The sequence below is a fragment of the Solwaraspora sp. WMMD406 genome (assembly GCF_029626025.1).
Taxonomy (GTDB): domain Bacteria; phylum Actinomycetota; class Actinomycetes; order Mycobacteriales; family Micromonosporaceae; genus Micromonospora_E.
In genome coordinates, this window is record NZ_JARUBF010000001.1 from 5,003,300 (window position 1) to 5,027,389 (window position 24,090).

Below are 24,090 nucleotides of genomic sequence, written 5' to 3' on the forward strand. Positions count from 1 at the left end.
CGTGGTGGCGACCTGGGGCGATGGCCGTGTCGATGCCGCCGCTGTACGCGGTCAGTGCGCTCGGCCCGTACCTGGCCGACGATCTAAAGGTGTCCCGCACGGCGGTGGGTGTGCCGGTGATCGTGGCGTTCGCGGTCGCGGCGGTGGTGTCGCTGTCGGCGGGGCGGCTCGTCGACGTGGTCGGGCCCCGACGCGGGTTGCTGTGGTTGGCGACCGTGGCGCATCAGGTCGAAGGCGCGGGCGGTCTGACCGAGCCACCACAGACAGCGCAGGGTCAGTCCGAGCGCGAGCCGGCCGGCGACGATCCGCAGGCCAGACCCGGCGGTACCGATCAGATGGTCCCCTCGCACTCGGACACCGTCGAGTGCGATCTCGTACTTGTCCGCCCACCCCGAGGACCGGCAACTGCCGGACGATCCGGTAGCCGGGTGCCGTGGTCGGCACCAGCAGCAGGCTGGGCGCGTCCCGCCCGGCCGCGCCGGCCGTGACCGGTCGGTCGGCGGCCGGGTCCGGACCGGTACGGAAGACCACTGTGGTGAAGCCGGCGTCGGCGGCGCGGCTGGTGTCCGCGCTGTACGCGGCGGACGGATCGACACGCCGCACCACGAAGGTTAAGGATAGGCTCGCCTAACGAATCGTTCGATCCGGGAGTCCCCCATGCCGTTCACCCTCACCCGTGCCGGCGCCGGACAGGTGTTCCGCCGTACCGCCCGGCTGGCCGACCGCACCTGGCTGACCCCAGGCTATCTTCGGTTGCGTCTCATCGGCGCGCAACTGCGTGGATTCACGTCCCCCGGTGCCGACGACCACATCCGGCTGTTCCTGCCGGCTGGTGCCGCCGAATCGGCGGGAACAGCCGATGCCGCTGGACGTGCCGCCGAGACCACCAACGGACGTGCCGCCGAGACCACCAACGGACGTGCCGCCGCACCGCAGGACGCCCCCAGCCGGGAACTCACCCCCCTCGCCTGGGACGGCACCGCCGGCTGGCTCGACCTGGAACTCGTGGTGCACTCCGGCGGGCTGGCCAGCGACTGGGCGGTCGGAGCGCCGTTGGGCTCCCCGGTAGGGGTCGGTGGGCCACGCGGATCGACGGTCCTGGACGGTACGCCGGACGCCTGGTTCCTGGCCGGCGACGAGACCGCCGTCCCGGCGATCCGCCGCTTCGTCGCGGCCATGCCGGCGACGGCGACCGGCAGGATCCTGGTCGAGGTGCCCGACGCGGATCACGAGCTCGACATCGCCACCCCACCCGGCGTCCGGCTCGACTGGGTGCACCGCGGCCATGACGCCGGCCGTGAGACGCCTGCCCTGGTCGCCGCGCTCGACGCGATCGACACCGGGCAGCGACCCGACGGTGGCGTGTTCGGCTTCGTGGCCGGCGAACAGTCCGTGGTGTCCGCCGGACGCGCGCTGCTACACGACCGGTGGCGACTGCCGGCGGACCAGACCATCGTCAAGGGCTACTGGAAACGTGTTGAGGAGTCGCGGCTGGTCTGACGATTTCGCCGTCAGCCGGGCCAGCGCCTGGGCGGCGACCGGGCCGACGGCTCCCGTCAGGTCGGCTCGTAGTGCGCCGTATCCGGCGACGATCCGGTACGGGCGGGTGCGACCGACCACCCACCCGTACCGGAACCTCGGATCAGGTGCCGTCCGTGGCCGTCCGGGACGCCCGGGCGCTCGCGTCGATCGCCGGCAGCCCGACCGTACCGGGCAGCAGCTGAGCGGTGAGCAACGTGGACAGCGCCGAGGTGTCCGTACCGCCGGCGCCGTCGGTGCGGACCACCACCGGCTGCGGGGCCTTGCCGGCCAACGCGGCCCCGACCTCCAGACGACGCAGCGCCAGCTCGTACTGCAGCACCGCCCGGTTGTCCCGGTACGCCTGGGCCAGCCGACGCTGCGCCTTGGCCTCGTTCTCGGCCGAGATCAGCCCGCTGCGGCCCCGGGTCTCGATCTCGAACCGGACCCGCTGGGCGTTGGTCTCCTGCTCCTCCAGCAACTGGGCGACCTGCTCCCGGGCCTTGTTCAGGGCCGCCTTGACCTCGACGAACCGCGCGTCACGCACCTTCTTGGCCCGCTCGATGTCCATCTGCAGGCTGTCGATACGCCGTTTGCGGGTGAGCCCCCACTCCTGCTCGTACGCGGCGTGCTCCTTCGCGACCCGCTCCCGGGTGGCCAGGTGCTGCTGATACTGCGTGGGCAGCTGCACGTCGGGGATGTTGCAGCCGGTGATCCGCACCCCGTAGCGGGACAGCTGCCGGTTGAGCAGTTCCTGCATGTCGGCCACGTCCGAGCCGCGCAGGTCGTACGCCCGCTCGGTCTGCACCTTGCGGGCCCGCTGCCGGATGGCGTCCTGTACGGCGCTGGACAGCACCAGGTCGAAGTTGCCGGCACCGATGGTCCGCACGAACAGCACCGCGTCGGTGATCCGCAACTTCATGAAGAACTCGATCGACCGCAGTGGCACGTTCTCCTGGGTGGGGCAGGCCATCACCGGGGCGGAGTACGGGATCTCGGTGGCGACGTCCACCACGAAGCCGACCCGTGACCACGGATGCCACAGGTAGTGCCGGCCCGGTTCCAGGGTGCGGGTGACCGCGCCGTAGCGAGTGAGCACGCCGTGGGTGCCCTGCTCGATCTCGACGATCGCCGACCGCCACCACCAGAGCCCACCGATCAGCAGTAACAGGCCGCCGGCGAGGTAGCTCAGACCCGCCAGCGCGCCGTACGCGGTGCCGAGCAGGCCGTCGTCGCCGCGCACGGTGAACATCACCCCGGTCAGCAGCAGGAGCAGGCCGAGCCAGAGCGGCACCATCCAGCCGAGCCGTCGCCGGTGCTTGGGGATGACGACCGGGACGAGGGTGCCCGCGTCACCGCCGCGCAGCAGTTGGGCGAGTTCGCCCCAGGACGCGACGGCTTCGGAGATGACCGACCTGCCGCCGCTGACTTTGCTGATCACCGTTGCACCTCCGTGGTGTGGTCGGCCGAGGCGGGCGGGTCGGTCGCCGGTGGCGGATCGGTCGCCGGGACCGAGCCCGCGTCGGCGGCGGCGGGCACGGTGGGCCGGTCGGCTTCCCGCAGCGCGGCGATCTCCGGTTCCCGTTCGGCGATCCGGGCGGCGACCTCGGTCAGTCGGGTGCGCATGGCGGCCATGTCGCCGGCGCTGAACAGCTCGGCACCGCGTTCGCCGACCAGTTCGCGGGCGAGTCGCAGCAGGTCGATACCGGCTGCGGCGTCCGGGTCTGCCGAGCCGCCGATCCGGACCAGCTGCGGCAGATGGTCGGCCACCTCCTCCAGGGTGTCGAGCACCTCACGCTGGTAGCGGAATTCGAGGATCTCCGGCGCTTCGGCGGCGGTGACCGCCCGGATGTCCAGCGCCTGCGCCTCCAGCAGGGCGGCGTTGGCGCGGGCCTCGGATTCGGCCGACACGTACCGTTGCCGGGCCAGCGCCTCGGCCCGGTTGGTTTCCCGTTCGACGGCGGTGTCCATCTGGGCCTGGTATTGGGCGATGTCGGCCTGGATCGCCGACAGGGTTTCCTGCAGGGTGGCCAGTTCCTTGGTCAGGTCGCCTTCGTCCTGTTCCTTGCGCAGCTGCAGGGCGTACTCGTGGGTGTAGGCCTCCTTGGCGACCCGCACCATCTCCGGGGCGGCGAGGTCCATCCGGTATCCCCGGTCGGACGGTTCGGCGTGGGTGATGTTGGCGTTGGTGAGCTCGACCGCCGGCATGAACTGCTGGTTGAGCTGGTCGAGCAGCCGTCCGGTGTCCTCGCCGACCATGTTGTAGATCTCGGCGGCCTCCTGCTCGTAGATCAGGCTGCGGATCGTCTCGCTGATGGCGTTACTGAGCTTCTCCTCGAAGCCGCGCACCGCGCCGAGGGTGTAGACGAACTCGACCGGGTCGCTGATCCGGAACTGGATGAACAGGTCGATCGAGGCCTTCACCCCACCCTTGGTCGGGGCCTCCCGGACCGGTGCGTTGAACGGGTACTCCCGGGTGGTGTTGACGATGTACGACACCCGCTTCCACGGGTTGAGCAGGATCACCCGACCCGGGCCGACCACCTGCTCCAGCTTGCCGAAGCGGGTGATCAGGGCGGCGCAGCCGTCGGGCACCATCACCATGCCCTGACGCCACCACACGAAGCCGACCGCCAGCAGCGACAGCACCCAGTAGTGGATGCCGAAGAACGGGTTGGTCGCCACGTCGCCGCCGGCGATCCAGACCACGACCGAGCCGATCGCGCCGAACACCAGCAGCAACGACACCGGCAGCATGGTCGCCAGGGACCGGCCCCGGGGGATCACCATCGGGCAGATGACGTGCACCTGCTGCCCACCGTCGCGGCGCTGCTCGCTGCGGTTGAGCACCTCTCCCGCGTCGTCGAGCGGGACGGTGCGTTGTTCCATGACGGTGTCGATGCTGCCGGCGAGGTCCCGGGCCGCCGGGAAGTCGACCGGATCCATCGCGTCGTCGGGCGATCGGGGCCGGTCGGTGCCGCGGTCGGCCCCGGGCGCGCCGCCCGCACCGGGCGCGCCGCCACCGGCGGACGTTCCCGCGCGCCGCTGCAGTTCCGCCATGGCCGCCGCCCGGGGGTCAGCGCCTTCGACCACCGCCATCGCGGCGTTCCGTATACCTTGTTGGACCCGTGCCACGGCTCCCCTTCCGATGGGACTTCGGTCCCGGCGATGCTATCCAGCCAGGTCAAGCCGCGCGCGCCGGCTCCATCGTCGCGTCGATCAGCAACGCGCTTCGTCACCGGGCGTGATCAGACGCCGACACCCGCGGTTCGCCGCCGGTACGCCGTCGATTCGCCGTCGAGAGGTTCAATCCTTCAACGGGTACGGGATGAAGGTGCTGCGGTTCTCGTCGACGTCGAGTCGCCGGCTGATCGGCGGCGCGGCCCGCTGCGGGCAGGTCATCCGCTCGCAGGTCTTGCAGCCGGGGCCGATCGGGATGGCGGCGTCGGCGGCGTACAGGTCCATGCCGGCGGAGTAGACCAGCCGGCCGGCGTGCCGAATTTCGCAGCCCAGGCCGATCGCGTACACCTTGCCGGGTTGGCCGTAGCCGCCGTGGTGGCGGATCACGGTCCGGGCGATCCACAGGTAGCGCTGGCCGTCGGGCATGGCGGCGATCTGGGTGACCACCCGGCCCGGTGCGCCGAACGCCTCATAGACGTTCCACAACGGACAGGTGCCGCCGGTACGGGAGAACGGGAACCCGGTCGCGGACTGGCGCTTGGACATGTTGCCGGCCCGGTCGACCCGGACGAACGAGAACGGCACGCCCCGGGCGCGGGGCCGTTGCAGGGTGCTGAGCCGGTGACAGACCGTCTCCCAGCCCATCGCGAAGTGCTCGGTGAGCAGGTCGATGTCATAGCGACGCTGCTCGGCGGCGGTCAGGAACTGCTCGTACGGCAGGATCAGCGCGGCCGCGAAGTAGTTGGCCAACCCGACCCGGGTGAGGATCTGGGTCTGGACGTCGTCGAACCCCTCCTCCTCGATGATCTCGTCGATCACGTCGGCGTACTCCAGCAGCGCGATCTGGGCGGCCATCCGGATCGCCTCCTGTCCGGCACGTAGCGAGGTCGACAGGTGCAGGGTGCGGGTCTGTGGCCGGTAGCGGTGCAGCTCACCGCCGAGGGAGTCGGCGTCGTCGCGGGCGATTCGCACGCCGTGGCGCTGCGCCAGCCGGTCCCGCAGCGCCGAGCGGGCTTCGTCACGGCGGATTCCGATCTGCCCGGCGAGCCGCTCGGCCGCCTCGTCGATCGCCGGCACGTAGTTCTGCCGCCGGTAGAAGAACTCGGTGACCTGGTCGTGTGGGCTGCGGCCGACCAGGTCACGGTCGCCGACCAGCTCAGCCAGTTGCTCGTCGACCTGCTGGTAGCGGCGGTGCAGGTCGATCACGGCCTCGGCCACCTCGGGTAGCCGGGAGGCGAGCTCGGTCAAATCGCCGACGCCGGCGCGGGCACCGAGGGCCTCACGCAGTCCGGCGACAAGGCGTGGGGTGTCGTGCGGGGCGAAGCTGGTCGGGTCGACGCCGAACACTTCGGTGAGCCGCATCAGTACGGCGACGGTCAGCGGCCGAGAATCGTGTTCGATCTGGTTGAGATAGCTCGCCGAGATGTTGAGTTGCCGGGCGAGTTCGGTCTGACTGACGCCCCGGTCCTCGCGCATCCGGCGCAGCCGGGCACCGGCGAAGGTCTTGGTCATCGTGGCGCACCTCCCCGGTCGCCTGTCGCGCGGTTCGCTCACGTTAACACGCTCCCGACGAGCATTAACACCGCTGCGAAGGTATGGATTGGCAAGTTGGCAAAAACGGTCGAGAACTTTTCAAGATGTGGCTTCTTCCGTCTCTCGACCCGCTTGTCGCCGGCATGCCACCGTGCTCCATACCGGCCGACACGCCACGGAACAACGGCACCCCTTATGGCGCGGAAAAGGAGACGACGATGCGGAACGCTGTCGATCAGTTGCGGCACGAATGGGACACCGACCCCCGCTGGCACGGCGTGCGGCGCACCTACCGTCCCGACGACGTGGTGCGGCTGCGCGGTGCCATCCAGGAGGAACACACGCTGGCCCGGCACGGCGCCAGACGGCTGTGGCAGCTGCTGCGCGGCGAGGACTACGTCCACGCGCTCGGCGCGCTCACCGGCAACCAGGCGGTGCAGATGGTCCGGGCCGGGCTGAAGGCGATCTACCTGTCCGGCTGGCAGGTGGCGGCCGACGCCAACCTCGCCGGGCACACCTACCCCGACCAGAGCCTCTACCCGGCGAACTCGGTGCCGGCCGTGGTCCGCCGGATCAACAACGCGCTGCTGCGGGCCGCCCAGATCAGCACCGCCGAGAGCGGCCCGGCCGGCGCGGACGGCACCGGCGGCGGCCCGGGCGGCGCGGACGGCACCGGCGGCGGCCCGGCCGGCGGCGACAGCCCGGCCAGCGACTGGCTGGCCCCGATCGTGGCCGACGCCGAGGCCGGCTTCGGCGGCGTGCTCAACGCGTACGAGCTGATGACCGCGATGATCGCCGCCGGTGCGGCCGGGGTGCACTGGGAGGACCAGCTGGCCGCCGAGAAGAAGTGCGGCCACCTCGGCGGCAAGGTGTTGATCCCGACCGGCGCGCACATCCGCACCCTCGAAGCCGCCCGGCTGGCCGCCGACGTGGCCGGCGTGCCGAGCGTGATCATCGCCCGCACCGACGCGCAGGCCGCCACCCTGCTCACCACCGACGTCGACGAACGGGACCGGCCGTTCGTCACCGGCGAGCGCACCGCCGAGGGCTTCTACCGGGTGCGCAACGGCATCGAACCGTGCGTCGCCCGAGGGCTGGCCTACGCACCCCACGCCGACCTGCTGTGGATGGAGACCAGCACCCCGGACCTGGAGGTCGCTCGCCGATTCGCCGAGGCGATCAAGAACGAGTACCCGGACCAGCTGCTGGCATACAACTGCTCGCCGTCGTTCAACTGGCGCAAGCACCTCGACGAGGCGACCATCGGCAAGTTCCAGCGGGAGCTGGGCCACATGGGGTACAAGTTCCAGTTCATCACCCTGGCCGGGTTCCACGCGCTCAACTACTCGATGTTCGACCTGGCGCGCGGCTACGCCAGCGACGGGATGAGCGCGTACGTGTCGCTGCAGGAGCGCGAGTTCGCCGCCGAGCCGGCCGGCTACACCGCCGTCAAGCACCAACGGGAGGTCGGCACCGGCTACTTCGACCTGATCAGCACGGTGCTGAACCCGGCCGGCGAGACCACCGCGCTGCGCGGTTCGACCGAACAGGAGCAGTTCTGATGAGGTACGAGATCCTGGGACCGATGGCGGACCGCTTCGACGAGGTGCTCACCCCGGCCGCGCTGGAGTTCCTGGTGGCCCTCGACGGCGAGTTCGCCGCCCGGCGGGTGGCGCTGCTGGACACCCGCCGCGCCCGGCGGTCCCGCTACGCCGCCGGTCAGCTGCCCGACTTCCTGCCGGAGACCACGCACATCCGCGCCGACGAGTCCTGGCGGGTGGCCCCGCCCGCGCCGGGCCTGGTCGACCGTCGGGTCGAGATCACCGGGCCGACCGACCGGAAGATGACCGTGAACGCGCTGAACTCGGGCGCGAAGGTGTGGCTGGCCGATTTCGAGGACGCCACCAGCCCGACCTGGCACAACGTCGTCGCAGGGCAGCTCAACCTGATGGACGCGCTGGACCGACGGATCGACTTCACCGACGAGCGCGGCAAGCGGTACGCCCTAGGCGAGCAGCTGGCCACGATCGTGGTCCGCCCGCGCGGCTGGCACCTGGTGGAGAAGGGCATCGCGGTCGACGGCCGGCCGATCTCGGCCAGCCTGGTCGACTTCGGGCTGTACTTCTTCCACTGTGCCCGCCGGCAGCTCGACGCCGGTGCCGGCCCGTACTTCTACCTGCCGAAGCTGGAGAGCCACCGCGAGGCGCGGCTGTGGAACGACGTGTTCGTCTTCGCCCAGCCTTACCTCGGCCTGCCACGGGGCACGATCCGGGCGACGACGTTGATCGAGACGATCACCGCCGCGTTCGAGATGGAGGAGATCCTCTACGAGCTGCGGGAGCATTCGGCCGGGTTGAACGCCGGCCGGTGGGACTACATCTTCAGCGTGATCAAGAACTTCGGGCAGTGGCCGGACTTCGTGCTGCCCGACCGCGCCGAGGTCACCATGACCGTGCCGTTCATGCGGGCGTACACCGAACTGCTGGTGCGGACCTGTCATCGACGCGGCGCGCATGCCATCGGCGGGATGGCCGCCGTCATCCCCAGCCGGGATCCGCAGGTCAACGAGGCCGCGTTGGGCAAGGTGCGGGCGGACAAGCAGCGGGAGGCCGGCGACGGCTTCGACGGCTCCTGGGTGGCCCACCCGGGTCTGGTGCCGACCTGCCGGGAGGTCTTCGACGCGGTGCTCGGCGACCGGCCGCACCAGATCGACCGGCGGCGCGACGAGGTGGCGGTGACCGCGACCGATCTGCTCGCCGTGGACAAGACCCCGGGTCAGGTGACGGCGGCCGGGGTCCGCGCCAACGTCGCGGTGACGCTGCGGTACGTCGACGCCTGGCTGGGCGGCACCGGCGCGGTGGCGCTGTGGAATTTGATGGAGGACGCGGCGACCGCCGAGATCGCCCGCTGCCAGGTGTGGCAGTGGTGCCAGCACGGCACCCCGCTGGCCGACGGCGGCTGTGTCACCGCCGACCTGGTCCGGTCGATGCTCACCGAGGAGCTGGCCGATCTGGTCGTCGGGCGCGACGGCCCGGACCGCGCCCGCGCCGAGGCGGCGGCGCGCGTCGTCGAGCAGACGGCGCTCGGCGAGGACCTGCCGGCGTTCTTCACCACCGAGGCGTACGCCCGGCACCTGTCCGCCGCCGGGGCGGCGACCCGGCGCTGACGCCGCCACCGCGCGTTCATGGCGGGTGGCGGCCGCGCCGCCGCCTTCCCGGCGGCGCACGGACGGCCGGTACGGGCTCAACGACGCGCCCGTACCGGCTAGCCCGTGGATCAGTGCTTGCCTTCGGCGATTTCCTCGACGAGTTTGGCGCAGAACGCCGGCAGGTCGTCCGGCTTACGGCTGGTGACCAGGCCGTTGTCGACATGGCACTCGGCGTCGATCCAGGTGGCCCCGGCGTTGGTCAGGTCGGTGCGCAGGCTCGGCCAGGAGGTGAGCGTGCGCCCCCGCACCACGTCGGCGTCGACCATGGTCCACGGCCCGTGGCAGATCGCGCCGACCGGCTTGCCGGCGGTGAAGAACGACCGGACGAAGTCGACCGCGTCCTGGTCGGCGCGCAGGAAATCCGGGTTGGCCACGCCGCCGGGCAGTACCAACGCGTCGTAGGAGTCCGGGTCCGCCTTGTCGGCGGTCACGTCGACGGCGTACGTCTTGGACTTGTCCAGGTGGTTGAAGGCCTGGATCTCTCCCGGCTTGATCGACACCAGCTCGACGGTGGCGCCCGCGGCCTCGATCGCTTGGCGCGGCTCGGTGTACTCGACCTCCTCCACGCCGTCGGTGGCCAGGAACGCGACCCGCTTGCCGTGCAGTGTCGTCGTCATCTGCGGCTCCTTTCCTCGCGTACGGGTGTGCAGTCGATCCATCTGCCCCGTCGACGGCCGGCCAAACCCATCCGTGGGGGACCACACCGTCTCACCCGTCGCGAAGATCCGCGATCCGTACGGCGTGCTCCGCAGTCGCACCGGGTGGTCAGCCGGTCAGACCCGGTGTCGTAGACGTACGAGATGCTCACGCCGCCGCAGACCGGGCTACGGCGGACGTCTCGCTAGCGGGCGAGCAGGGACCGCAGCACCTTGATGATCTCCTCAGGCGCTTCCTCGGCCATGAAGTGGCCGGCCGTGGTGGCGCGGTGGTCCAGGTCGTCGGCCCAGGTACGCCACAACGCGGCGGCGTCGAACCCGAGGGCGGCTCCCCAGTCCTGTTGCACGACGGTGACCGGCATGGCGAGCCGGTTGCCGGCCGCCCGGTCGGCCCGGTCGTGTTCGATGTCGATGCCGGACGAGGCCCGGTAGTCGGCGACGATCGAGGCGACCGCCTCGCGCGAGGCGCGCAGGTACTCGGCCCGCAGCCGCGCGGGAATGGCCTGCGGGTCGCGGATCCACAGGTCGAGGAAATAGCCGAAGAAGGCGTCCGCGCTGGCGCTGATCATCTGTTCGGGCAGGCCGGGCGGCTGCGCCATCAGGTACAGGTGGAACGCGACGGCGGCGGTGGAGCCGTGCAGGACGTCCCACATGTCCAGGGTCGGCAGCACGTCGAGCGAGGCGAGATGGCTGATCCGGGTCGGGTGGTCCAGGCCGGCGCGGATGGCGACCAGGGCACCACGGTCGTGTCCGGCCACGGCGAAGCGCTCGTGGCCGAGCGCGTCGGCGAGCGCGACGATGTCGGCGGCCATGGTCCGCTTCGAGTACGTGTCCCGGTCGACCGCCTCGGGTTTGTCGCTGGCACCATAGCCGCGCAGGTCAGGCACGATCACGGTGTGGTCGGCGGCCAGGTCGGCGGCGACATGGCGCCACATGGCGTGGGTCTGCGGAAAGCCGTGCAGCAGGACGATCGGGCGGCCCGTACCGCCGACCGCCACGTGCAGTGTCACGTCGCGGGCGACCGCGACCCGCTGGTAGCCGAAGCCCGGGATGGTAAATGTCATGGTTGTCCCTTTCTGATCGGGTGCCGAAATCCAGCGTGCCGGCCACGGATGAGCAACCGATGAGCGCGATACGTTGAGCGCAGGCGCAGAAGGGCGGTCCGGGTAGTGCAGGTCAGCTTCGGTGTTCTCGGGCCGGTCGTCGCCTGGGACGGCGACGGCGAGGTGATCGACCTCAAGGGGCCGAAGCACCGGGCGGTGCTGGCCCGGCTCATCGTCGCGCGGGGTCAGGTCGTCCCGGTCGACCGTCTCGTCGAGGACCTGTGGCCGGAGCCGCAACCGGGCGCGGTGAGCGCCGTCCGTACCTTCGTCGCGGCGTTGCGGCGCGCCCTGGAGCCGCAGCGTCCGCCGCGTCAGCCGGCCCGCCTGCTGGTCACCGACGGACCGGGGTACGCGCTGCGGCCGACTCCGGACGCGGTCGACGCCTGGCGGTTCGAGGAGGCGGTCGCCGCCGCGTCCTCGGCTCCCCCGCGCGCGGCGCTCGACCGGCTCGACCGCGCGCTGGCCCGGTGGCGGGGGCCGGCGTACGCCGGTTTCGACGACGAGCCGTGGGCGCCGGTCGAGCGTTCCCGCCTCGACCAGCTCCGGCTCAACGCCGTCGAGCAGCGGGCCGCCGCGCTGCTGGACCTCGGGCGGGCCGCCGAGGCCGTACCGGATCTCGACGCCCACGTGGCCGGGCATCCGTGGCGGGAGGAGGCGTGGCGGCTGCTGGCACTCGCCCTGTACCGGGCCGGCCGCCAGCGAGACGCGCTCGCGGTCCTGCGCCGGGCCCGCCGCCTGCTGCTCGACGAGTTGGGCATCGATCCGGGCCTGCGGTTGCGGCAACTGGAGGCAGACATCCTGCGCCAGACCGAGCGGGTCGACGACGGCCCCGGTCCGGCCGCACCGGATCGGCTCTGGGCGCAGACGTTGGCGGCGTACGATCGGACCGTGCCGGCCGGTTCCGGCGCCCGGCTGGAGTCGACGGTCGGTCTGCTGCGCAGTCTCGCCGTGACCGGGGCGGGCGGTCTCGAAGCGGCACGGGAGCAGCGGATCACGGCGATCGTCGTGGCCGAGCAGGTGGGCGATCCCGAACTCACCGCCCGGGTGATCGGCGGGTACGACGTACCGGCGATCTGGACCCGGTCGGACGACCCGGCGCAGGCGGCGCAGATCGTGGCGGCGGCCGAGCGGGCTCTGACCACCGTTGGTCCCGGCTCCTTCGATGCCACCCGAGCCCGGCTGTTGGCCACGATCGCGGTGGAATCACGTGGTACGCGCGGCGGACGCGGACCCGAGGCGGCCCGCCAGGCGCAGCGGATCGCCCGCCGGCTGGGCGACCCCACCCTGCTCGCGTTCGCGCTCAACGGCATGTTCATGCAGACCTTCCACCGCGCCGGCCTGGCCGCCGCGCGCGACGAGATCGGCGCCGAACTGGTCGCGATCTCCGCCCGCAACGGTCTGCCGACGTACGAGATCCTCGGCCGGCTCGTCCGGATGCAGGCGTGCGGCGGGCTGGCCGACTTCGCTGCCGCAGACCGGCACGCCGCTGCCGCCGACGAGCTCGCCGAGCGGTACGACCGGCCGCTGGTCGGGGTGTTCACTTGTTGGTATCGGGCGCTGCGGCTGGCCGCGACCGGGTCGCCGACGCGGATCGCCGAGGCCGCCTACCGCGATGCGGCGGAGCGGCTCGCCACCGCCGGCATGCCCGGCGTCGAGCAGGGTCTGCTCCCGTTGACGCTGTTGTGCCTGCGGGTCTGGCACGGTGAGCGGGCCGGTTTCGACGACGACACCGACTGGGGTCCCTACCGGCCGTGGGCGCGTCCGCTCGTGCTGCTGGCCCGGGACCGGCCGGCCGACGCGTCGGCAGCGCTGCGGCAGATCCCGGATCCGCCGCGCGATCTGCTGCTCGAGGCACGGTGGTGCCTCACCGCCCAGGCCGCGATCGCCCTCGATGACCGTACGGTGATGAATCGTGCCCGGACCGCGCTCGCGCCCGCGGCGGGCGAGCTGGCCGGGGCGGGCAGCGGCGTACTCACCGCCGGTCCCGTCGCCGATGTTCTCGACCGTCTCGACGCGGCACTCGGTCGATGAGACGTTCGAGAACCTGCTGTTCCAGCGCCCCGCCGCGACGGAGAGGCGAACGGTTCCGCCCGTCGCCACCGATCAGGGCGCTGGATTCGCGCTCAGTCGAAGACACCGAGGCGGACCAGCGCGTCGCGGGCAAGACGGAACCCAACGATCCCGACGATCCATGACATGGCGTTGCGCCCCAGCGATGCCGCACCATCGCCGTGTGCGGCGTCACGCCGGACGGCGGCCGGTGGTCACGCCGGCCCTAGGACGCTTGGCGGACGGGCATGTCGGCCAGCCAGACGTCGGCCAGGTCGCTGAGGGGGACGGCGAGTGCCTGGCTGAGGCAGACCACGGTGCCGAACGCTGGTGCGGGGAGCCGGCCGGCCTCGATCTTGCGCAGCGTCTCCGGAGAGATTCCGGCCGCCAGGGCCACCTCGACGAGGCTACGGCCGGCGCGCGCGACCCGCAGGGCGGCACCGAGGCGTTGGCCCGCCGCGATCTGTTCGGCGGTGAGCGGTTGGCGAACCATACGAGCAGGATAGACCCTGCGGAGCGGCCCCGACTCGATGTGGTATAAAAATACCGCCAGGGAGAGGGAGGCTGTCGTGATCGAGCTCAAGTCCGCCGAGGAGATCGACCGGATGGCGGTGACCGGCCAGTTCGTCGGAGAGCTGCTCGCCGAACTGAGCGACGTCGCGGCGGTCGGCGTCAACCTGCTGGACATCGAGCACCACGCCCGCCGGCGGATCGCCGAACGCGGTGCCGAGTCGTGCTACTGGGACTACGCCCCGTCGTTCGGCCGGGGACCGTTCCGCAACGTCCTGTGCCTGTCGGTCAACGACGCGGTGCTGCACGGGCTGCCGCACGACTACGTCCTGCGCGACGGTGACCTGCTCAGCATCGACATGGCGGTCAGCATCGACGGCTGGGCAGCCGACTCCGCGTTGTCGGTCGTCGTCGGCACCCCCGACCCGGCCGACCTGACCCTGATCGAGGCCACCGAGACCGCGCTGGAGTCCGCGATCGCCGCCGCCCGACCCGGCGGCCGTCTCGGCGACGTGTCCGCCGCGATCGGCGAGGTCGCCCGTTCCTACGGCTATAGCGTCAACGGCGAGTTCGGCGGCCACGGCATCGGCCGCACGATGCACGAGGCCCCGCATGTGGCCAACAGTGGCCGTCCCGGCCGTGGCCTGCGGCTCGACCCCGGCCTCACGATCGCCATCGAGCCCTGGTTCTGCCGGTCCACCGACAAGATCGCGTTCGACGCCGACGGCTGGACGATCCGCTCCGCCGACGGCTCCCGCACCGCCCACTCCGAACACACGGTCGCCATCACGGCGTCCGGGCCCCGGGTGCTGACCGGCCGCCCACCCAGGGCGCCGTCGATCGGATGACCGGCGCCGCACCCAAAAGTGACCGGCGCCGCACCCAAAAGCCACGGATGGCTCCGGCTCGATCCGCGACCGGCCGTCGGCCCGCAAACCCTGTCGACGACCCGCGAGGGTTCTGGGACACTCCGAACATGGACCACGCCTCGGCGCGCACCACGGCACCCCGTCATCTGTCCATGGTCGAACTCACCACCGGGCTCACCGAGGTGGCCCGTTCCCCACGCGGCGTCGGCACATTGGACCTCGTGGTCCGTAGACCTTCCGTCGACGAGCGGGAACTGCTCGCCGAAGGCGAGCTCGACGTCACCGAAGGGCTGGTCGGCGATGACTGGGCGCGGCGCGGGAGCTCGAAGACCAGTGACGGGTCGGCTCATCCTCACCGGCAGCTCGCCGTGATGAACTCCCGGTTCGTCCGGCTGGTCGCCGGCGACGACCCGCAGGACTGGGGGTTGGCGGGCGACCAGCTCTTCGTCGACCTCGACCTGCATCCCGACGCGCTGCCCGCCGGCATCCGGCTCGCGGTGGGCGACGAGGCGGTCATCGAGGTGACGGCCGAGCCGCACAACGGTTGCGTGAAGTTCGCCGACCGCTACGGCCGCGACGCCCACAAGCTGGTGTGGAGCGAGCCGGGCCGGCAGGCCCGGCTGCGTGGCCTCTACGCGCGGGTGGTGGTCGCGGGCGTGATCCGGCCGGGCGACCGGATTCACGTACTCGGCCCGGCCGACGCCACCGACCGGGCCACGTCCTGATCCCCGACGGTCGCGCTACCGCGACATACGTACGGGCGGCGTGGTTCATCGTCCGCCCCCAGCCGGGTCCGCGTGTCCTGCCCGACCGGTAAGAAGGTGATCGGCACCGGCGGCGTCGCCCACGGCAAGTACCCCAACCAGCTCGACACCGTCGCACCGTCGTCGGCCTTGGACGGCGTCCTCGTCGAGGCAGCACTGGCCGAGTCCGACGGCCCGCCGTCGTCGGAGTACGGCGCGCAGGCGTACGCCGTCTGCGTCAATCCGGTCCCGGGCTGCGGCTGGCGACCCGTAGCAGCGGATTCACCTCCGAGGGCAAGACCGTCGCGGTGAAATGCCCACCCGGTAGGCGGCACGTCGCCGCGCAAGCCTACCGTCGCCTTGAGAACTCCCTCCACAATCGATAGGTCTACATATTTAGAAATGTATGTAGAGATCGGTCAACTATCCGACCGGGAGCCATTCCGACTCGGCACAGGATGACAAAAGCGACAACAGACAGAGCACTCTGGATGTTTGAAATGAGATGGCAATCTATCTAACCTATCGTCCGACCGGGTAGCGGCCGACCTCCGTCGACAGCTGCCCGGCGGCGATGGCCGCACCCGCTGTCCACGGTTTCCTCGACGTGTCCACTACCGCCGGCACTCGACCGGCAACGGTCGGAATACGCCGTCGGAATCGGATCGCACCCAACGAAAGGAAAGCGATGCACTGGCCCAAGAATGCCCGGCGACGCCTGGTTTACGCCGTCGTCCTCGGGGTCCTCCCCGCACTCGCCGGCACCCCCGCCGTCGCGGCCCCCGAGGCGGGTACCGAAGGACTCCTGCCCCTGCGACCGCCCGCCTACACCCACGAGGTGCTCGCCAAGGCCGTCCCCGACGAGTGTTTCAACGGGATCGGCCAACCCTATCCGGCCGGTCCGCCGTGCGCGGAGGGCCAGGCCAAGGTCAACCAGGCGTACGTGTGGTCGCTGGCCCAGGCCAACAACCGGCTGTGGTTCGGCACCGGGGCGAACGTCAACTGCATCGTGACCGGGGCGACCCTGGCCCTGCCGACCCCCCGGCAGACCGACTCCTATGTGTGCGAGTTCGCCGAGAGCCAGGTCGTCAAACAGAATCCGACCCTGCCGGTCAGCGCCGGCGACCACCGGATGCCCCGGGTGTACACCCACGACCTGGCCACCGGCGCGCTGACCGAGAAGACCGCCGACGTCACCACCGCGTCGGCGGACGACCTGTCCCGGCTGCGCCGTACGCTGGGGCTGAGGGCCGGCGGCACCCACCAGGGCGTCGTCTTCCTGGCCGGGCCGGCCCTCGGGGCGACGGTCAACATGTTCGCCTTCGACACCGTCACCGGCCAGTTCCTGGGCTCGTTCAACTTCACCAAGTACGGCAACATCCGGCACTTCGTGGTCGCTGACGGTGTGCTGTACGCCGGGGTCGGCGTCGGCCCCAACGGCCGCGACGGCGGATACATCCTGCGCTGGGCAGGCGACCGCAACGACCCGTTCAACTTCGTCGAGGTCGGACAGCTACCGGCCCAGGTCGCCGACCTGGAGGTGCACGACGGCCGGGTCTTCGTCAGCACCTGGTCGGCGGCCGGCGGCGGGTCGACCGCCGCCCGGTCGGCGATCCGTCGCCCCGGCGTCACGCCCACCGTCGACGCCGACCCCGGAATCGCCGGGGTGTGGATGAGCCCACGACTCGGCGACGGTGCGCCGGGGCTGACCGCCGACGACCTGGCGGGCTGGACGCAGGTCTGGAGCGCGGCGTCCTACGAACCGGACCCGATCATCGCCGGCACGTACGGCCTGGGCGCGCTCGCCTCCTACGAGGGCTACCTCTACTGGGGCACCATGCACGTCCCGCTGAAGTCGACGGGCACGCTCGCCGAGGCGTACCCGCCGGCCGACGAGTTCGCGGCGCGGGCGACGTTGGAGAACTCGCAGCGGGCGGTGAGCATCTTCCGGGGCAAGCGGTTCGGCACCGTACTGGAGCGGGTGGAACTGCTCTACGGCGAAGACGAGCTGCCGGCGTACGACCCGATGGCCAACAGCGGGACGGGTGGCTGGTCGTGGGTGTCCACCGGCTACCGTCCGAAGTTCGGACACATCGGCTTCGGCAACATCTACAACAACTACACCTGGACGATGACGGTCTCGAACGGGAAGTTGTTCGTCGGCACGATGGACTGGAGCTTCCTCGCCAAGGACTTCCTGCCGGAGACGGAGCAGATGCTCGGCTTCGACGGGGTGGCCGGCCGGCTCAGCGACGAGCTGGACCCGATCACGATCGATCCCCGGCTCTACGGCGGCGACCTGTGGGTGTTCGACTCCAGCCTGCGGCGGGCCAGGCCGGTGGACACCAAGGGGTTGGGCAACTACCTCAACTACGGCTTCCGCACGATGATCGCGGACGGTTCGACGCTGTACCTGGGCATGGCCAACCCGATGAACCTGGCCACCGACCCGACCGACGACGTGCCGGAGGGCGGTTGGGAGTTGATCAAGCTGACGCCGGCCAGCGGCTGAGCGAACAGTTAGGGAAACACCTGATTCGGCGAGACGCCGCACGCCCTAGCGTCGGCGTATGACGAGACTGCCGTATCCGGGCCGGGTCGCCGGTGCCCACCACCGGCGACCCGGCCCGCTCGCGGTGTCGACGCTGCTGGTCGTGCTGGTCACCACGCTGATCGCGGGCTGCGGTCCCGGCGGGCTGGGCGACCTGGCCGGCTCGGGCGGCGGAGGCGGGCCGGCCGGCGGGTCCGGCGGCGACCAACAGCACGGGTACGCCCCGAAGCCGGACGACTCCGTCGTCTACCAGCCGGACGTGGTGTTCGTCGACGGCGGCGGCGCGGCGATCCGCTCGGTCAGCGAGGACGGCTTCACCTACGTCATCGACGGCGACGCTGATGGCGCCGACCAGCTCGAACCCGGCAAAGTCATGTTCCTGACCAGCGAGGCGCTGGGCCGGGTCGTCCGCGCCGAACGGTCCGGCGGCGACCTGGCGGTCACCCTGGCACCGGTGGAGCTGACCGACGTCGTACGGGACGGCCGGTTCACCTTCGATCAGGCTCTCGACCTGGAGTCCCAGACGTTCGAGCCGCTGCCCGACCTGCTCGGCGAGGTCGTCGACGACGGAGCCGGTACGGACACACCGGTACTGCCCGACCCGGAGGCGGCGGCCGGGCTGGGCGTCAACGCGTTCGGCGCATCGGACGACCTGCGGATCGCCGTACCGCCGATCGCCCTGGCTCCGATCCGGGCGCTCGCCCCCGGCGGCACGTCGGGGCAGGCGCTGGCCGGGGCCCGCGCGCCGGTGTCGATGAAACGTACGGTCGGCGGCTGGGCCGTCACCGCGTACGGCGAGCAGACGAAGCTGGGTCTGAGCGCCCAGCACGGTACGGCCGCCACCGGCCTGGTGGTCGACTTCGACATCCACCTGCTGCTGCGTGACCTGCGGGTGTCGGGCGATCTCCGGGTGACCAACGGGGTGCTGCCGCAGCCGAAGTTGCGGGTCGACGGGCTGGAGGCGCTGTCGGTCACCATCGCGGCCGGTGCGCAGAACGGGCTGAGCGACAACAAGAAGGCCCGCGTCGAACTACCGATCGAGCTCAAACAGAACATCATCATCGGCGGGTTCCCGGCGACGCTCAAGCAGACGTTCAAGTTCCTCGTCGAGACGGCGTTCACCGCCAAGAACGGCAACATCTCCGCGACCGGGCAGTGGGGGCTCACCGGGCCGATCGGCTACGACGGCGGCGTGCTGACGCCCCAGTTCTCGGTGATGAAGAGCATCATGCAGTCGCTGTCCGGGGTGTCGGTCGGGGTCGAGGCGATCGTGGTGGCGATCGAGTTCCGCTTCGGACTGATGATCGGTCTGCCGGTGGCGGGCGCCGGGCCGTTCGTCGGGGTGGTCGCGTCGATCGGGTTGACCAACGGGTCGGCGGCCGGCCGGGTCGGGCTGCCGTTGGCCGGGCCGGCGGTGAAGTGTCGCGGGACGACGCTGGTGGTGACGGTCCGGACCGGCGGCGGGCTCAACGTGTCGGAGCCGCTGCAGAAGGCGATCGAAATCGTCCTCGACTACAAGATCCCGACGTCGGTGGACTTCCTCAGCGCCGACGTGATCAACCGTACGGTCGTCGAACCCGACGTCCCGCTGTGCCGAGGCTGACCGCCCACCTGTCTCACCAGGTAAGGCCGATCGCCGTCGCCAGTCGGGCCACGCCGGCCGATTCCGGTCCGTGCCGGGCGACCTCGGTGACGACGGTACGGGCGGCAGGTCGCAGGCGGACTTCGGCGGGCGCGACGCGGTCGGCGTCGACGAGGGTCCGGCCGGCCGCGACGATGTCGCCGACGTGCAGGTAGGCGCGGGCGGCGTCGATGAGGTAGGCGGCGCGGTGTTCGGCGGGCAGCTGCGACCAGTGGGGACCGGTGACGATGGTGTCGTGTCGGCGTACCGCCTGGTCGGGTTGGCCGAGGTCGACGGCCGTCACCACCCGGGCCAGCTCGACCACGACAGGCCCGAAGGCGGTCTGCTCGTGGTCGTGGTCGTGGCCGTCGCCGACGCGGTCGGCGACCTGGGCGGCCTGCCGGATCAGCTCGCCGGTGCCGGCGGTGTCGCCGATCGCGGCGGCGGCCAACGCGGCCTGCAGCAGCAGCGTGCCGTAGACCGACTGCCGCTGCGGTCGGCTGTGGTCGCCGGCCTGCGGTGCGATCCGGTGGGCGGCGGCGACGCTGGTCGCCATCGCCAGCCGGTGGCGCTGCAGTGCCCGCAGGATCTGCCCGAGCGGTACGGCGGCGCTGGCGGCCAGCAGCGGGTCGCCGGCCGCCGCGCTGCTCGCCACGGTGACGGCGCGGTCTGCGGCCAGCCAGGCCAGGTCGGCTTCGCCGAGCTTGACCAGCGCCGACGCGGTGATCCGGTAGGTCTGCGTCAACGGTTCTGCGGCAGTGGCAGGTTCGGTGGCGTGTCGGCGTTGGGCGGTGTCGAGCAGTCCGGGCAGCATCCGCAGCAGCTGCGGATAGTGGGCGTGCCGGTAGGTCGACCAGGCATGTGCGACCCGCTGCCACAGCTCGTCGAGTGTCGGGGGCGGCCGTGCTGGTGTGTCGAGGCGGAACACGTCGTAGCTGGCGAGCGCAGCCCGTAACCCGTCGATCTCGGCCGCCGCCCCGGCGGCGGTGGGTGTCGGCGGACCGCCCTCGCCGCCGAGCAGTTCGGTCGGGTCGACCCGCAGCACCTGGGCGATCTGCTGGACGGTGGAGTACTTGTCCAGCGTTCGGACTCCTCGCTCGACCTTGTCCATCCAGCTTTTCGACTTGCCGAGCCGGTCGGCGAGGACCTGCTGGGTCATCCGCCGCCGGACCCGCCACTGCGCCACCCGCCGCCCGATCGGCAGCTCGGTCTTGGCGGTGCTCTCCGTACTCACAACGGGCTCACCATTGGTCGGCCTTTTGCGGCCGGCTGTCGGGGTCGGCCGGGGTCCAGGTCCAGGCGACGAACCGTTCGTGCAGCTCGGCCGGGTCGCTGATCGCGGCCTCGTCGGCGGCGTATGGCAGCATCGCCGCCAGGTCCGTCGACAAGCCGACCGGATCGTCGACGTACGCCTCGGCGAGCTGGGTACGGGCTGGTGGGCAGGGCCAGGGCGTACCGGCTGGGCACACGACGCAGGTCCACGAGGGTCGGTGCGGCTCGTGGGCCGGTTCGGTGCCGGTCACGGCAGATAGTGCCGGCCGCCGTTACCGCCACGCCGGTGCGCCCGATCCGTACGGGTGACCGGCCGGCTGTCCACCGGGGCGGGCCGCTCGGCGTACCGCCGCCGACCCGGCACCGGATACACCACGTCGATCACCCCGTCCGGACGCTGAAACCACTTCCCGAGCACGACGCCCCCCAGTACGGAGTTGGAAGGCGGCGACCCGAGGTGGCTCTCCACGTCGACCCCAGGCCGCCGCCGGCAGACCAGCCCGACGCGAGAACAAACCCGTCAGGCCGTAGCCAGAACGCTACGAGTGGTCACCTGGCCGGAGGGGGAGGATTCGTACCCGTGGTACGGCGACCAGTCGATGCGTCACCTCTCGGTGCCTCGCCTGCGCCTTGCGCTTTGGGACGCTGTCGTTGGCGACCTGCTATGCGATCAGGCCGACCGTCAACGCGAGTGCGCGAACCTCGTCCCGCATGGATCGCGGACCGTCGAGCAGGTCGAGGGTGATCTGGCGGGCGTACCCGTTGAAACGAATCGTCTCTGGTGCCGACTCGTACGCTTGGCGCAGGGTGGCGACAGCTGCCTCGGCGCTGCCTTTGCCATGGTGGCCACGAGCGACCTCGATGAGGTGGCGGGCACGGCGTGGCCGGGAAGGGATCTCCCCGGGATCGATTCGCCGCGACTGCCGCACGGCTTCGCCGGACTTTCGCAACTCCACGGCGAGTGTCACCGCGTGCGCACCCATGACGATCTGGGAAAACGACGTTTGCGGCTGGTAATAGCCTTTCGGCAGTCGTTGGGCGACGCTGTCGGCGCGGTCCCAGTAGCGCCAGGCATGGCCCTCCTCGCCTGCACGGGCTGCGGTGTAGGCGGCCTCGAAGTTCAACGCACCCCAAAGCGCGAGAAGGTTCGCGTCAGCGTCGGTCAGCTGCGGTTCCAGTGCCGAGACGAGATCGAGCACCAACGCCATCGCGGTATCCCAATCCCCGGTGTCGCGGTGCACGTGACACAGGAACCAACCAGCGCGAGCCAACGCCTCGGGATCGCCTGACTCCTGAGCAGCGGTCATCGCACGGTCGGCGACCCGCCATACAAGTTCGGCAGCCGGTTGGTATGCCAGGAAGATCTGCGTCAGCCCGAGTGCCTCAGCCAGCAGCGCCTGAGCCTGCCTGCGCTCGTCGCCCTGATAGGCGAGCGCGGCTCGCTGCGCGTCTCGCAACAGGTCCGGCAGCAGAGCACCGAGCACCGTACGGTGGTCAGGTGCCTGATGACGTGCCCGCCATCCTGCGGTGAGGCGTTCTCGGATCTCGCTCAACGGCTGCGGTGCCACATCGCCGGCCAGGATAGGCCGGTTGACAGCATCACGAACCGCCGCCAGCGCCGGATGCTCGGGACCGTTCACGACCGTCGAATGATTGCCCAGTTCTCCGACGAGCGCTGGCACATCCACCTTGAGGACACGGGCGATGCGGTCCAGCATATGAATGCGCGGCGGCAGAATTCGATCGGTTTCCACCGCCTTGACCCACTCAGCGCTGCGGCCGACCAATCCGCCGAGCACCGCACGCGTCTTGCCGGATCGCTCGCGGTAGACCTTGAGACGCTGACCGAAGGTCAGTCCCGGCATGGGGTCCATCCCGATCCTCCTCAGTGGGCGGGACGCGATCGACGGACCCGCCTCCCGCCACGATACCGGTCACGAACGCCGGTCAGGCGGCCTGACCGGCCATCAGCCGCCAGCTTCTCCCAGCGCTCAATACCCCCGCCCCGACGATTGCACGGTGTCGCGAGCTACGGCGCCATCACGACGACGGCTGATGTGCCTCGCACAGCTCATCCAATTCAGCCGTCGAGATTCCGGCCTGCGCCAGTCCTTGCCGCACCCGGTCGACGCGCCACCAGTTCGAGTCGGCAACTCGCCCCGATTTGATCGCAGCTGCGACCTGCGTTGTGGCCTCGTACGGATCCACCGGGAGCAAGGCTTGGCCGAGATCCAGCCGAGCCGAAGCGATTCGTCGCGGCCTACTTCCCTCGGCCAACAGGCCAGCAAGAACGTCGCTGGCCTCGACGGTGGCTGCCGGGTCGCCCGCCCAGGTGAGGGTGGTGGCGATGTAAGCCCGGGCTTTCTGCGGATCATAGCGGTAGTGGTGCTCCGGCTGGTCTGGTTGACCGAGCGGGGACACCATTCGCTCAAGCTGGGCCAGTCTTCTGCTGGTCGCACGCCGGTCGCCGAGCAGCGCCAACGCCCGGCCGGTCTGCGCGGTCGCTTGCAGCAGGATGCTACTGCCGGCTGGGGCAATGGTCTGGGCACCTTGAGCCAGTTGGAGCGCTGCGGTGGGGTCGCCAGTGACGAGCGCATCCCATGCTCTCGTTTCGAGACACCAGGCTCGGATTTCGCCGTGCTCCGCCTGTGCGGCCATCTCGTCAGCGGTACGCAGATGCGCGGCGGCAGCGACACGGCGGCGCAGGTCGATCAGCACAGTGGCAGTGAGCAACGACATCCAGCCGCCAGCCACGAGAATCCGGCGGTGCTGATCGAGGGTCATCCTGCTGCCGGATCCGACGAGGGTGGTCACATAGGTCAGGTGTCGACAGACGAGCGGCAGCAGAACATGAGGGGTAGTGACGGGGTAGGCGACGGCGAGCTGATCAACAGCCACCTCCAGACCTGTGATGGTGGTGGTGCTGACATCGCTGGCGGTCACGCGGCGGGCAAGCTCCGCAGCGTCGTTTTCGCCGTCGTCGGTGAGCATGGATGTGAGGACACCACCGGTGGCGAGCACGTCATCGAGCTGGCCGGCGACTTCAGGCGTGGGCGACTTGCGACCGGTTTCAAGGTCGTGCAAGTACGACTTGGCGTAGTGCGCTCTGGTCGCGAGGTCTCGCAGCGACAGCCCGGCTTGCCGACGAAACGTGCGCAGGGTCGACGGCCAGCGCGGATCGACGACTCGGGACATGACGGTCACCCCCAGGCAGCGATCTGGACAGCACCCGGGTCGCTACCCGAAATGCCGCCACGTCCGACGGTACTCGGCTCCC

General features: G+C 70.8%; 21 protein-coding genes. 10 read left to right on the forward strand and 11 right to left on the reverse strand.

All coding sequences use genetic code 11. The features are described 5' to 3' along the window. The first annotated feature begins 20 nt into the window (after nt 1–20). Entirely contained in the window at nt 21–488 is a 468-nt protein-coding gene (locus O7632_RS22040) for a hypothetical protein (protein WP_278116839.1), read from the forward strand. Nucleotides 489–657: 169 nt separating this feature from the next. Beyond that, nucleotides 658–1,500: a siderophore-interacting protein gene (locus tag O7632_RS22045; protein WP_278116840.1), complete on the forward strand. Its 843-nt coding sequence runs from the start codon at nt 658–660 to the stop codon at nt 1,498–1,500. A gap of 142 nt (nt 1,501–1,642) precedes the next feature. On the opposite strand, the gene O7632_RS22050 is transcribed toward O7632_RS22045, so the two are convergent. From O7632_RS22050 to O7632_RS22060, 3 genes are all read right to left on the reverse strand, one after another. Beyond that, nucleotides 1,643–2,959, reverse strand: a complete 1,317-nt coding sequence (locus O7632_RS22050; RefSeq protein WP_278116841.1) for an SPFH domain-containing protein — start codon at nt 2,957–2,959, stop codon at nt 1,643–1,645. After that, on the reverse strand, nt 2,956–4,617 hold the full coding sequence (locus O7632_RS22055; RefSeq protein ID WP_278116842.1) for an SPFH domain-containing protein: 1,662 nt from the start codon (nt 4,615–4,617) through the stop codon (nt 2,956–2,958). The genes O7632_RS22050 and O7632_RS22055 overlap by 4 nt, the downstream gene beginning before the upstream one ends. 207 nt (nt 4,618–4,824) lie before the next feature. Then, nucleotides 4,825–6,210, reverse strand: a complete 1,386-nt coding sequence (locus O7632_RS22060) for a short-chain fatty acyl-CoA regulator family protein (protein ID WP_278116843.1) — start codon at nt 6,208–6,210, stop codon at nt 4,825–4,827. 239 nt (nt 6,211–6,449) lie between these two features. Between O7632_RS22060 and aceA the strand changes: the two genes are divergently transcribed. Beyond that, complete coding sequence (aceA, locus tag O7632_RS22065; RefSeq protein ID WP_278116844.1) at nt 6,450–7,793, forward strand: isocitrate lyase; 1,344 nt, start codon at nt 6,450–6,452, stop codon at nt 7,791–7,793. Further along, nucleotides 7,793–9,397, forward strand: a complete 1,605-nt coding sequence (aceB, locus tag O7632_RS22070; protein ID WP_278116845.1) for a malate synthase A — start codon at nt 7,793–7,795, stop codon at nt 9,395–9,397. Before aceA ends, aceB begins: the two co-directional genes overlap by 1 nt. Nucleotides 9,398–9,507: 110 nt before the next feature. On the opposite strand, the gene O7632_RS22075 is transcribed toward aceB, so the two are convergent. Together O7632_RS22075 and O7632_RS22080 are read right to left on the reverse strand one after the other, a co-directional pair. After that, complete coding sequence (locus O7632_RS22075; RefSeq protein ID WP_278116846.1) at nt 9,508–10,056, reverse strand: type 1 glutamine amidotransferase domain-containing protein; 549 nt, start codon at nt 10,054–10,056, stop codon at nt 9,508–9,510. Nucleotides 10,057–10,280: 224 nt separating this feature from the next. Beyond that, complete coding sequence (locus O7632_RS22080) at nt 10,281–11,159, reverse strand: alpha/beta hydrolase (protein ID WP_278116847.1); 879 nt, start codon at nt 11,157–11,159, stop codon at nt 10,281–10,283. 105 nt (nt 11,160–11,264) lie between these two features. On the opposite strand from O7632_RS22080, the gene O7632_RS22085 reads away from it, so the two are divergent. Further along, entirely contained in the window at nt 11,265–13,229 is a 1,965-nt protein-coding gene (locus O7632_RS22085) for a BTAD domain-containing putative transcriptional regulator (RefSeq protein WP_278116848.1), read from the forward strand. A 244-nt stretch (nt 13,230–13,473) separates the two neighbouring features. On the opposite strand, the gene O7632_RS22090 is transcribed toward O7632_RS22085, so the two are convergent. After that, nucleotides 13,474–13,740, reverse strand: coding sequence for a helix-turn-helix transcriptional regulator (locus O7632_RS22090; RefSeq protein ID WP_278116850.1), 267 nt, complete (start codon nt 13,738–13,740; stop codon nt 13,474–13,476). Nucleotides 13,741–13,816: 76 nt separating this feature from the next. On the opposite strand from O7632_RS22090, the gene map reads away from it, so the two are divergent. The 5 genes from map to O7632_RS22115 all read left to right on the forward strand — a co-directional run bounded on the left by map (nt 13,817) and on the right by O7632_RS22115 (nt 19,523). Next, nucleotides 13,817–14,605 carry a type I methionyl aminopeptidase gene (gene map, locus O7632_RS22095; RefSeq protein WP_278116851.1) on the forward strand — a complete coding sequence of 263 codons (789 nt, stop codon included), beginning with the start codon at nt 13,817–13,819 and terminating at the stop codon, nt 14,603–14,605. A 128-nt stretch (nt 14,606–14,733) separates the two neighbouring features. After that, entirely contained in the window at nt 14,734–15,351 is a 618-nt protein-coding gene (locus O7632_RS22100) for an MOSC domain-containing protein (RefSeq protein WP_278116853.1), read from the forward strand. A 72-nt stretch (nt 15,352–15,423) separates the two neighbouring features. Next, nucleotides 15,424–15,681, forward strand: coding sequence for a hypothetical protein (locus tag O7632_RS22105; protein ID WP_278116854.1), 258 nt, complete (start codon nt 15,424–15,426; stop codon nt 15,679–15,681). 376 nt (nt 15,682–16,057) lie between these two features. Continuing rightward, nucleotides 16,058–17,881, forward strand: coding sequence for a hypothetical protein (locus tag O7632_RS22110; RefSeq protein WP_278116856.1), 1,824 nt, complete (start codon nt 16,058–16,060; stop codon nt 17,879–17,881). A 58-nt stretch (nt 17,882–17,939) separates the two neighbouring features. Beyond that, the gene (locus tag O7632_RS22115) at nt 17,940–19,523 is read left to right on the forward strand and encodes a hypothetical protein (RefSeq protein WP_278116858.1); all 1,584 of its coding nucleotides are present in this window, start codon (nt 17,940–17,942) and stop codon (nt 19,521–19,523) included. A gap of 13 nt (nt 19,524–19,536) precedes the next feature. Here the strand turns inward: O7632_RS22115 and O7632_RS22120 are convergent, their stop codons facing one another. The 5 genes from O7632_RS22120 to O7632_RS22140 form a co-directional block, all read right to left on the reverse strand. Beyond that, the gene (locus tag O7632_RS22120; RefSeq protein ID WP_278116859.1) at nt 19,537–20,775 is read right to left on the reverse strand and encodes a helix-turn-helix domain-containing protein; all 1,239 of its coding nucleotides are present in this window, start codon (nt 20,773–20,775) and stop codon (nt 19,537–19,539) included. A 7-nt stretch (nt 20,776–20,782) separates the two neighbouring features. Further along, complete coding sequence (locus O7632_RS22125) at nt 20,783–21,064, reverse strand: hypothetical protein (protein WP_278116861.1); 282 nt, start codon at nt 21,062–21,064, stop codon at nt 20,783–20,785. Then, on the reverse strand, nt 21,061–21,231 hold the full coding sequence (locus O7632_RS22130; RefSeq protein ID WP_278116863.1) for a hypothetical protein: 171 nt from the start codon (nt 21,229–21,231) through the stop codon (nt 21,061–21,063). Before O7632_RS22130 ends, O7632_RS22125 begins: the two co-directional genes overlap by 4 nt. A 244-nt stretch (nt 21,232–21,475) precedes the next feature. Further along, entirely contained in the window at nt 21,476–22,687 is a 1,212-nt protein-coding gene (locus O7632_RS22135; RefSeq protein ID WP_278116865.1) for a helix-turn-helix transcriptional regulator, read from the reverse strand. Nucleotides 22,688–22,853: 166 nt separating this feature from the next. Continuing rightward, nucleotides 22,854–24,008: a helix-turn-helix transcriptional regulator gene (locus O7632_RS22140; protein WP_278116867.1), complete on the reverse strand. Its 1,155-nt coding sequence runs from the start codon at nt 24,006–24,008 to the stop codon at nt 22,854–22,856. Between the last annotated feature and the right edge of the window lie 82 nt (nt 24,009–24,090).